Origin of the sequence: Micromonospora sp. NPDC049662, assembly GCF_040675055.1 — a bacterium.
GTDB lineage: Bacteria > Actinomycetota > Actinomycetes > Mycobacteriales > Micromonosporaceae > Micromonospora.
The window spans coordinates 22,343-32,161 of sequence record NZ_JBFAOC010000072.1 but is presented as its reverse complement, the minus strand read 5'-3'; the positions used below and the strand labels follow the sequence as shown (position 1 = coordinate 32,161).

The 9,819-nt window shown below is 71.3% G+C and carries 13 protein-coding genes and 1 tRNA gene; 10 read left to right on the top strand and 4 right to left on the bottom strand.

The window, feature by feature from the left end; translation table 11 throughout:
* Positions 1 to 123 precede the first annotated feature (123 nt).
* Positions 124 to 303: a DUF4236 domain-containing protein gene (locus AB0J36_RS31160; protein ID WP_355051826.1), complete on the bottom strand. Its 180-nt coding sequence runs from the start codon at positions 301 to 303 to the stop codon at positions 124 to 126.
* Positions 304 to 613: 310 nt separating this feature from the next.
* On the opposite strand from AB0J36_RS31160, the gene AB0J36_RS31155 reads away from it, so the two are divergent.
* Positions 614 to 1,174, top strand: coding sequence for a flavin reductase family protein (locus AB0J36_RS31155; protein ID WP_357171362.1), 561 nt, complete (start codon positions 614 to 616; stop codon positions 1,172 to 1,174).
* Positions 1,171 to 1,782 carry a malonic semialdehyde reductase gene (locus AB0J36_RS31150; RefSeq protein ID WP_357171364.1) on the top strand — a complete coding sequence of 204 codons (612 nt, stop codon included), beginning with the start codon at positions 1,171 to 1,173 and terminating at the stop codon, positions 1,780 to 1,782. The genes AB0J36_RS31155 and AB0J36_RS31150 overlap by 4 nt, the downstream gene beginning before the upstream one ends.
* 4 nt (positions 1,783 to 1,786) lie before the next feature.
* Here AB0J36_RS31150 and AB0J36_RS31145 read toward each other — a convergent pair whose 3' ends face one another.
* Entirely contained in the window at positions 1,787 to 2,242 is a 456-nt protein-coding gene (locus tag AB0J36_RS31145) for an Rrf2 family transcriptional regulator (RefSeq protein WP_030333674.1), read from the bottom strand.
* Between the two features lie 7 nt (positions 2,243 to 2,249).
* Positions 2,250 to 3,224, bottom strand: coding sequence for a helix-turn-helix domain-containing protein (locus AB0J36_RS31140; protein ID WP_357171366.1), 975 nt, complete (start codon positions 3,222 to 3,224; stop codon positions 2,250 to 2,252).
* Between the two features lie 190 nt (positions 3,225 to 3,414).
* On the opposite strand from AB0J36_RS31140, the gene AB0J36_RS31135 reads away from it, so the two are divergent.
* Positions 3,415 to 4,191, top strand: a complete 777-nt coding sequence (locus tag AB0J36_RS31135; protein WP_357171368.1) for a glucose 1-dehydrogenase — start codon at positions 3,415 to 3,417, stop codon at positions 4,189 to 4,191.
* A gap of 104 nt (positions 4,192 to 4,295) precedes the next feature.
* Here the strand turns inward: AB0J36_RS31135 and AB0J36_RS31130 are convergent, their stop codons facing one another.
* The gene (locus AB0J36_RS31130; RefSeq protein ID WP_007457244.1) at positions 4,296 to 4,727 is read right to left on the bottom strand and encodes an SsgA family sporulation/cell division regulator; all 432 of its coding nucleotides are present in this window, start codon (positions 4,725 to 4,727) and stop codon (positions 4,296 to 4,298) included.
* A 273-nt stretch (positions 4,728 to 5,000) separates the two neighbouring features.
* Between AB0J36_RS31130 and AB0J36_RS31125 the strand changes: the two genes are divergently transcribed.
* From AB0J36_RS31125 to AB0J36_RS31095, 7 genes are all read left to right on the top strand, one after another.
* Entirely contained in the window at positions 5,001 to 5,579 is a 579-nt protein-coding gene (locus AB0J36_RS31125; protein WP_357123129.1) for a TIGR02611 family protein, read from the top strand.
* A gap of 50 nt (positions 5,580 to 5,629) precedes the next feature.
* Positions 5,630 to 5,701 (top strand) — tRNA-Val (locus tag AB0J36_RS31120).
* A gap of 560 nt (positions 5,702 to 6,261) precedes the next feature.
* On the top strand, positions 6,262 to 7,458 hold the full coding sequence (locus tag AB0J36_RS31115; RefSeq protein WP_357171370.1) for a helix-turn-helix transcriptional regulator: 1,197 nt from the start codon (positions 6,262 to 6,264) through the stop codon (positions 7,456 to 7,458).
* Positions 7,459 to 7,592: 134 nt separating this feature from the next.
* On the top strand, positions 7,593 to 7,775 hold the full coding sequence (locus tag AB0J36_RS31110) for a hypothetical protein (protein ID WP_357171372.1): 183 nt from the start codon (positions 7,593 to 7,595) through the stop codon (positions 7,773 to 7,775).
* On the top strand, positions 7,772 to 8,038 hold the full coding sequence (locus AB0J36_RS31105; protein WP_357171374.1) for a hypothetical protein: 267 nt from the start codon (positions 7,772 to 7,774) through the stop codon (positions 8,036 to 8,038). The genes AB0J36_RS31110 and AB0J36_RS31105 overlap by 4 nt, the downstream gene beginning before the upstream one ends.
* 82 nt (positions 8,039 to 8,120) lie before the next feature.
* A complete protein-coding gene (locus AB0J36_RS31100; protein ID WP_357171376.1) occupies positions 8,121 to 8,339 on the top strand; it encodes a hypothetical protein in 219 nt (72 codons plus the stop codon).
* A 186-nt stretch (positions 8,340 to 8,525) separates the two neighbouring features.
* A complete protein-coding gene (locus tag AB0J36_RS31095; RefSeq protein WP_357171378.1) occupies positions 8,526 to 9,602 on the top strand; it encodes a cellulose binding domain-containing protein in 1,077 nt (358 codons plus the stop codon).
* The last annotated feature ends 217 nt before the right edge of the window (positions 9,603 to 9,819 follow it).

Below are 9,819 nucleotides of genomic sequence, written 5' to 3'. Positions count from 1 at the left end.
AGCAGGGTGCTGCCGAGGGTGATGTCGTCGGCCTCGGCGGGCGCCCAGGGTTCGCCGTACTCGCCGCTGGCCTCGCGGCCGATGCGGTACTCGGCACCGGCGCCCCGCTCGACTCCCGGGTCGTTACGACCGGGCCTTGTCCTGCTTCCAGGACAGTGGTCCCGGCAGGTCGACGCGGTGTGCCCGGGCCTTCGAGTTCCAGGACCAACGCCCGATCTTGATGCTCCACGAGGAGAAACCGTTCTCGGTGAAGTTCAGGATCAGCGGACCGATCTTCTTGCGCTTGCGAAACATGAGGCCCATCGGAGCACTCCCCTCGTCAACCGTTCCCTGCCGTGTTGGGATCGAATATTCCCGGACGGGCGAATTCCGAAACCCCCTCGTCGTCCCGGGTGGACCGTGCGCCGCCATGACACGGGAATTCCTATCCACCAGATGGGTGTTGCGCTGCGGTAAACGCTGCTAAAGGCGCTCCGTAACATCGTCAGCGATGCAAGTCTCATCTTGTGGAAGACCGTTGACCGGGCGTTCGCGCCGTCGGCAGCATGGGTTTCATGTTGCCGCGGACTGAGCTTCCCCTCATCGCCCACGCCGCGCCGGCCCCGGTGCCGACGTGACCACCGTGGAGCGTCCGACGACGGACGCGACCGACCTGCGACCGGTGGACCGGGACCTGTTCCGCGCGCTGCTGCGCCGGCAGGCCACCAGCGTCACCGTGGTCACCGCCGTGGCCCGGTCCACCGACCCGGCCTGCCTGGGCGGGATCGGCCAACCGATCCGGGCCGGTTTCACCGCCACCTCGTTCACCTCGGTCTCACTGGAACCGCCGCTCGTCTCGTTCTGCCTCGGCACCGAGTCGTCGAGCTGGCCGGTGCTGGCCCGTGCCGAACACGTCGCGGTCCACCTGCTCGCCGCCGGGCAACTGGAGGCGGCCGCCGTCTTCGCCACCAGCGGCATCGACCGGTTCGCCGCCTATCCGGACTGGACGGCCGGGCCGTTCGGTGTGCCACTGCTGACCGGGGTGCTGGCCCGACTGTTCTGCCGGGTGGTGCACCGCATCCCGGTCGGCGACCACACCCTGGTCATCGCCGAACCGCTCGCCCTGGGCGACGGCGACGACGGTCCGCCGCTGGTGCACCACCGGGGCGGCTACACCACGCCGGCCGGCGGGTGAGCAGGCCCGTCACGGCCGACCCGCTCGTGTTGGATCGGGCTGCCCAGGACCTCTTGTTCCGGGCAGCCCGCACCGCCAACAGGTTCACCGACGAGCCGGTCACCGACGCCCAGGTGGCCGCGATCCACGATCTGATCCGGTACGGGCCGACCGCGTACAACGGCCAGCCGCTGCGGGTGCTGCTGCTGCGCTCGCCGCAGGCCCGAGCCCGGCTGCTGCCGTACGTGTCGTCGAGCAACCGGGCGAAGACGTCCAGCGCGCCGCTGGCGGCGGTGCTCGCCGCCGACGTCGACTTCCACGAGCGGCTGCCCGAGCTGTACCCGCACCGACCGCAGGCCCGGGAGTGGCTGGGTGATCGGACGGCCCGCGCGGAGCAGGCTCGCTTCAGCGCCACCCTCCAGATCGGCTACCTGCTGCTGGGGATACGCGCGGCGGGGCTCGCCGCCGGCCCGATGGCCGGGTTCGACGCGGCCGGGGTGACCCGGGAGTTCTTTCCCGACGGCCGGCACGAGGCGCTGCTGCTGGTGAACGTCGGCCACCCCGGTCCGGACGCCTGGGGCGACCGGCTGCCCCGACTCGACACCGACGAGGTGGTGCGCGCCCTGTGAGGCGTCAGCGTGGCTCCCACGCGTCGGGCAGCGCGGTGAGCTTGCGGACGTGCGCGGGCAGTCGACCACTCACGATCTCGGCGAGGCTCACCTCGTCGACCACCCGCCGCACCGCGGCGCGCACCGCCACCCACAGGCCGGGCAGGTTCTCCGCCGAGCCCTCGTAGCGGGTCTCCTCCGGGCGCAGGCCGCGTACGCCCGCGAGCGGGCCCTCCACCGCGCGCAACACCGCGCCGACGGTCACCTCGCGAGGCGGACGGGCCAGGGTGTAACCGCCCTCCGCGCCGCGTTGGGCGCGGACGATCCCGGCCCGGCGCAGATCCGCCAGGACCGCCTCCAGGAACTTGCGCGGCATGTCCTGCTCCGCCGCGATGGCCTGGGTGGACAGCAGCGAGGGGTACGCGGTCGCGAGGCTCAGCGCCGCACGTACCGCGTAGTCGCCGCGCGCGGAGATCTGCACCCCGTCATCATGCCCGCCCGCTCGGGATACCCGGGCCACCGGGCCGGCCCGAGTTACCGGGCGCGCCGGGTGCGCCGGAGCGGAACCGCCCGCCGTTGGCGCCGGTCGGCTCGACCGGTGGTCGGGGTCGGACGACCCGGCCGCCGGCCGGCTGGTCGCGGGCGGCCCGGAACGCCCCGGGGCTGACCCCGATCTCCCGGGTGAAGAACCGGCCGAAGTTGGTCGGCTCGGAGAAGCCGAGCCCCCGGCCGATCTGCGCGATCGGTTCGTCGCTCGCCGCGAGCAGCCGGGCGGCCTGCAACGCCACCCGCTCGTCGATGACCTGCTTGGCGCTGCGGCCGGTGACGGCCAGGCAGGCCCGGGTCAGGGTACGCACCGAGCAGCCGAGCGCGGCGGCGTAGTCCTCGACCCGCCGGGACACCTGGTAGCCGTGCTCCACCTCCCGGGCGAACCGCTGGAACGTCTCGGCCTCGTTACGCTGCCCGGCCGGGTCCGCGTCGGGCAGCGCCAACCGCAGCAGCAGCACGGCGAGCTGGTGCCGCAGCAGCGCGCGGCCGGCCGGGCCGTCGCCGTGCCGCTGGCAGTCCACCGCCAACTGGCTCACCTCGTTGATCACCGCGTCCTCGTCCTCGCCGGCCAACTGCCGCCAGGTCGGCGCCGCGTCCTCGTCGACGGCCAGGCCGTGCAGGGCGTCGGCGGTCCAGCCGACCACCGACGCGTCGAACTGGGGGCCGGCGCAGCGCAGCACCTGACCGGCGTGGACCCGCAGCAGCGTGCCGGGTCGGCACGGCAGGAGGTGGAAATCCAGCTCGGCGTCGCCGTGGCCGCGGGTGGTGAGGATCAGCAGCTCCTGTTCGACGAACACCGGCCGCCGCCAGCCGGGGTCACCGGCCAGGTCGGCCAGCGCGAACGTGGAGATCTCGTCGGGTACGGGTGATGCCGTTCCGATCGATGGCGCGGGGGAGGGATCGGTGGAGACCATCGCCTGCGACGGTAGCCCGAACCGCAGGTCACCGCATCCCGACCGGGGTACGCGGCGACGTCGTGGCTTGTCGTGGTCCCCACGGCCGGGCTACGTTACCCGGCGGTAGCGCCGTCCGGTCCCGGTCCGCCCGGCGCCCCACCGGCCGCTCGCCGGACGACGCAAGACGCCGACTCGCGATGGGATTCCTATGACGGAGCTGTTCTCGGTCGAAGACAAGACGGTCCTGGTCACCGGCGGGTCCCGGGGAATCGGGCTGATGATCGCCCAGGGCTTCGTCCGCGCCGGCGCCCGCGTGATCATCTCGTCCCGCAAGGCGGACGTCTGCGAGCAGGTCGCCAAAGAACTCTCCGCCGAGGGTCGGTGCGAGGCCATTCCCGCCGACCTGAGCGCCGACGACGGCGCGCAGGCCCTCGCCGCCGCCGTCCGCGAGCGCGTCGACCGCCTCGACGTGCTGGTCAACAACGCCGGCGCCACCTGGGGCGCGCCGCTGGAGAGCTACCCGGAGGCCGCGTTCGACAAGCTCTGGGCGGTCAACGTCAAGGCCGTCTTCCGGCTCACCACCGCGCTGCTGCCGGCGCTGCGCGCCGCCGCCAGCGCCGACGACCCGGCCCGCGTGATCAACATCGGGTCCATCGACGGCATCCGGGTGCCGTTCATGGAGGTGTACGCCTACTCGGCCACCAAGGCCGCCGTGCACATGCTCACCCGCAGCCTCGCCCACCAGCTCGCCGGCGAGCAGATCACCGTCAACGCGATCGCGCCCGGCCCGTTCGAGAGCAAGATGATGGCGTTCGCCCTCGACGACCCGGCCAGCCGCTCCGCCATCGAGCAGCAGGTGCCGCTGGGCCGCATCGGCCGCCCCGAGGACATGGCCGGCACCGCCATCTACCTGTCGTCGCGGGCCGGCGCGTACCTGACCGGCGCGGTCATCCCCGTCGACGGCGGCATCACCACGCACGGCTGAGCACGGGCCAACCCGGGTCCGGCTGTGGTCGTACCCCCTGGGGGTGGGTGTGCCGGGGCCGCGCGGACTCGGCAGATCCGCGCGGCCCCGGTGTTGCTCGTGCGTCAGCGGCCGGCGAGCAGCCGGTTCACCGCAGTGTCGACGTCCAGGTGCTCGGCCTCACGACCGCGCGGGACGACCACGTACGTGCGTCGAAGGAATCGCACCAGGACGCTGCGCGGCACCTCGAAGAGGGCGTTGCCATCCGGTGACGAGAGGGCCAGCGCGACGAAGTCGCCGCGCGGTGTGGCCCAGGGCCAGACCCGCACATCCCCGATGCCGGCCGGCTCGTCCAGGCCGGTGACCAGCAGTTCGCGAGCGAACGACCAGCTCACCGCCTCCCCACCGGCCGATTCGGCGTGGAACAGGACATGGACCGCATACGGGTCAGCAGGGTCGTAACGCAGACTGGCACGCACCGGCAAGGCGGTGGCGTCAGGCGCGACGAGCCTTAGCGACGTCTCGACCTCTACGGTCGTCGGTCGGATGACACTCATGGACGTTCTCCCCCCGGCACCGCTGCGGAACGCGCGTGTCCCGCTTTTCCCATACTCAGGTGCTACTCCTGGCTACGCTCCGCCATACGCTGACTTCACCCAGTGGTGGGAAGGGGGACGGAAGCGCCTCGTGAATGTGAACATTCATGTAGGATTTCCGGTTCTGCCCAGTGCGTGATGCCGCCCGGCGTCGGGTGGCTCAGTCGTCGACTTACTCCGGTAACGTCCAGTCGGCCGTTGCAGTGACGGGCCCGAGCGACACTGGGGGGTGAAATGGTCACGAACCGATCCTCAGTGGATCCGGTGACCGCGCCGGGCCCGCCGAACGTCGCGGTCCGAGCAGCCGAAAAGCGGGGGTACGACGTGCCGATGGAGCAGCCCGAGCGACCCGGACGGTCGACGCCCGAGCCGGGCCGCCCCGGTGGCGTCCTCGTCGTCGGCGAGCCGCCGCGCCGCCCGCACTGGCGACAGCGGATCTCCACCACGCTCGACCTGATCCGGGCCAACCCCACCGGCCGGATCGCCCTCAAGATCTTCATCGCGATCGCCGGCGCACTGGTGGTCACCATCGGCATTGCCCTCATCCCGCTGCCCGGCCCCGGTTGGCTGCTGGTCATCGCCGGCCTCGGCATCTGGGCCGTCGAATTCCACTGGGCCCGCCGACTGCTCGGCTTCACCCGCCGACACGTTCACGGCTGGACACGCTGGGTGAGACGGCAGTCACTGCCGCTGCGCTTCGTCCTCGGCGCCGTCGGCCTGGTCTTCGTCGCGGCGGTGGTCTGGCTCTCCCTCAAGCTCAGCCTCGGCATCGACGTGGTGGCCGAGGCGAGGCAGTACCTCGCGGCGCGCTGACCCCGGATTTTTGGTCTGGTTCCACGATCGGGTAGAGTCAACGGCGCTGAGGGCGATTAGCTCAGTGGGAGAGCGCTTCGTTCACACCGAAGAGGTCGCTGGTTCGATACCAGCATCGCCCACTCTCAGTTTCTGCAGGTCAGAAGCCGGTTGGACACAGTCCAGCCGGCTTTTCGCTGTCCCGTAGCAGAGATCATGAGTCACCCATGAGTCGGTCACGACTAATTGCGGGCCGCCGTTGGAGGGAAAACGAAGCGTCCGCCCAGTTAAGCGTTGCTGTCCGAGCACGTCGCCTGGTCACCTGGTTGAATCCGGCTGTCCTCGCTCAAGGCGTGGTGGCTCCGGATGACCACGCCCGCAAGTTGGAGAGGGTGGCAGCCCGTTCGAGCCGGGCCGAGTCCGGGGAGCCCCGGCGATGTCGGGGCTCCCAAGCCCTGCGCATCGATAGCGCCGACAGCAAGGCTGACAGCAACCGGCCAGGACGAGGGCAGCGGCCGGCTGCCGAGCGCGGAGAGCCGCCCGAGGCCGCAGTTAAGCGGCCACCCACAGTGGGGGGTACCCCGGTGCCCTGAATACCGCAGGCAACCTCAGGCTGCCACTGCTGCGGTACGGTCGGACATGGCGGCCCCGCTGGTGTAGAGGCCGGCGGTGCCGCCGCCCAGTCCTCTACCTGGGAGCGGCCATGACCGAGCCAACGTCATTCGGTGCCCGCCTACGCGCCCACCGCGAACGAGCGGGCAAAACGCGCGTTGTCCTCGGTGGCCTGGTCGGTCGAAGCGCCGACTGGGTCAAGGCGTTGGAGTCCGGGCGGCTGCTCACGCCGCGCCTGCCCATGCTGCTGCGCCTGGCCGAGGTCCTCGACGTCTCGGACCTGGCCGAGCTGACCGGCGACCAGTCCCTGCCGGTCGCGTCGGTGACCCGGGCCGGGCACCCGGGGGTCGACAACGTCGCCGCCGCCATGCAGCGCACCACGGTGCCTGCCGGGGAGCCGACGCCCGTAGGCGTCCTGCGCGGTCTGGTCAACCAGGCGTGGACGCTGTGGCACCAGTCCAGCACCGAACGGACCGCCGTGGCCGTGGTGTTGCCCGGCCTGCTCGACGACGCCCGCCGCTCGGTCAGACGACTCGAAGGCACCGACCGGCGGGCGGCGCTGGCCGAGCTGGCACGCGTCTACCACCTGGCGCAGTTGTACGTCGCTCACCAGCCTTACCCAGAACTGGTGTGGCTGGCCGCTGACCGCGCCATGGGCGCCGCGCAGGACGCCGACGACCCGAACGCGATCGCTGCGGCGGCGTGGTACTACGCGCACGTCTACCGGTCGGCGAACCAAGTCGACGCGGCCGAGCTGGTGCTCGTCGATGCCGAGCGGTTCGTTGACAGGGAAGCGGGAGCAGAGCCGTACGCGCGCTGGGCCCAGCTTCAACTGGGGCGCGCGCTCGGTCACGCGAAGGCCGGCCGCGCCGGGCAGGCGTGGCGCGCGTGGGACGCCGCTGATGCCGCCGCTGGCCGCCTTGGAGCCGGCTACGCCCACCCGTGGCTCATGTTTGGTCCGGCCGCCTGCGCTGCGTACGCGGTGACGTTGGAGACGGACCTGTGCCACGTGGGGGAGGCTGTTCGGCGAGCCGACTCGACGAACTACAGCGCGCTTCCCTCGCGTACCCGCCGCGCTGGTCACCTGATCGACGCGGCCCGCGCGCACCTGCTGCGCCGCGAGGAAGTAGCCGCTGTGCACCTGCTCGGCCGCGCGCTACGCGAAAGCGTCGACACGGTCCGGCACAACCCGTATTCGCGGAGCGCCGCATTCGAGCTGTCCTCGCGTCCCGGGACTGTCGGAGAGGACGCGCGCGAGCTGGCACTCGCCATCGGCGTCGAGGGGTAACCGTGCCAGGGGGACGGTCTGTCCCCATCGCGTTGCGTGGTCGTACATAGCGTCCCTGGTTACTAAGTCGGGCGCGGATCAACTGCAGCGTCGTCGCGAAGATCGTCGCGCCCCTGACCTGGGGAGGCGACACCGTGCACATCGTCCAGAGGCTGCGGCGGCTGCTCACGCCCGCCGCGCCGCCCGTTCCGCCCGGCACCGGCCAGCGCATCCAGGCCGTCGAGCAGGAAGCGGCCAAGCGGCAACTCCTGGCCAGCGCCCGGACCGTGACGCAGGCGCACCGCCGCGCCAGCCGCCCCGACGGGACGGTCCGGTGAGCGGCCGGCAGATGCCCGAGCCCGGCGCGCGGGTGTCGGTGCGGCCCAGCCAGTGGCAACCCAGCCCCGGCATCGAGGGCCAGACGCACCACACCATCGTCATCGTCAAGGTCCACGAGTCCCACGACCCGCGGTTCGCGTGGGTGTACGGCCACGGCCCGGACTGCAGCTGGTCCACGGCCGACTGCGCCGTCCCATGGTGCTTCGAGGTGTTGGTCAGCGTCGACGTCCTGGCCGCCGCCGTTGCAGGGCAGCGACCGTGACCACGTACCCATGCTGGCAGATGGCCTCGGGGACCAGTCGGCGGTCGCGGTCCCTGGCGGCGGCGCTGCTCATAGGTCGCGCATGACCACGCACGGCCCGGTGCTGCCGATCTGGAGTTGCGGCGGCTGCGCTGCGCCCTGGCCCTGCCGCACACGGCAGCGCGAGCTGCGCGCCGAGTTCGACGGCGCTCCGATCTCCCTGGCAATCTACCTCGGTGCCCAGCTGGTGCGGGCCTCCCAGGACCTGAGCTGGGTGCCGGCGGGTGCGCTGCACAGACGCTTCCTCGGCTGGCTGCGGTGAGCAGCCTGCGGCCCGGCGACGGGAAGTTCCACCACAGCGACGGCTCGCACAAGTGGATCCCACCGGACCCGGACTACGACCTGTCCTGCCGGCGGCAGGACTGCCGTGCGTGCCTTGACAGGAAGGTGGAGCAGCAGGACAGTCGACATATTCATAGACGTTCAACTATCTGCGGCGAGGTGTGCCATGCGGAAGTCGCTGACTGCTGTGGCCACCATCGCCGTTGCCATGGTCGCGACGATGGCCGCGATCTCACACGCCAGTGCGGCGAACGCGGCGGCCGGGTGTCGGGTGAACTACGTCGTCACCAGCCAGTGGACCGGTGGCTTCCACGCCGACATCGCGGTCACCAACTTGGGTGACCCAGTCAATGGGTGGACGCTGCGGTTCGCGTTCCCTGCAGTCGACCAGCGGCTCACGCAAACCTGGAGCGCCACCTGGGCCCAGGCGGGCCAGCAGGTCAGCGCGACCAATCTGAGCTGGAACGCGACCCTGGGCACCAATGGCTCCGCGAACATCGGTTTCGTTGGCGCCTGGTCGGGCAGCAACCCCATACCGGAGTCGTTCACGCTCAACGGCGTCACGTGCACCGGCGGCGTCCTGCCCAGCATGACGCCGACCCGGACGACCCCACCGCCGGTCGCTGACTACCCAGCGATCGTCACCTGGCTCAGCCCGACCGCCGGCGCGGTGTACACCACACCGGGAACCGTCCCGCTGGCGGCGACCGCGACCGTGGGAGGCGGACACGGCATCACCTCGGTGTCGTTCCGGGTGGACGGCGTCACGGTGGCCCAGGGGGTGAGGACGACCGGTGACCGGTACGAGGCGCTGTGGACACCACCGATCGGGGAGCCCGGCACCAGCACCACCTTCGTGCTGTACGTCTCGGCCGGCACCGACCAGTCGCTGTCTGGCGCTGCGCCGCCGATGCTGGTCACGGTCGTGACGCCGCCGTCCACCGGCACCAACCACCCGCCGGCGGTGGCGATGAGCACCCCCGGCGGGCAGACCTACTTCCTCGAGCCGACGACCGTCACGCTGGTCGCCGACGTCGCCGACACCGATCCCGGGGACCTCGTCAGCCGGGTGGAGCTCTACCTCGGCGCAACCCGGCTGGCCGTGACGCCGACCAACAGCGGACAGCGCTACCAGTTCCAGACGGCCCTGGCGGCCGGCACGTCGTCCACCTTCACCGTGCGGGTCCACGATTCCCACGGCGGCCTCGGCATCTCAAACCCGCTGACCTTCACCATCCGTTAGCGCCTCGGCCCTCCGTCAAGGGCTGACCAAGGTTCAACGGCACCGATCGGCGGCCAGTGGCACCCACCCCTGCCTGCGTCCTGACCTACCGCCGCTGCGATCGGTGTCAGCCGGCGTTGCCGGTCGCGTACACGTCGTCCTCATCGGACGCTAACCCGAGCGACTGATCACTGCCGGCTGTGGGGTACGTGAATGTGGCTTCGGAATATCCGTTGCC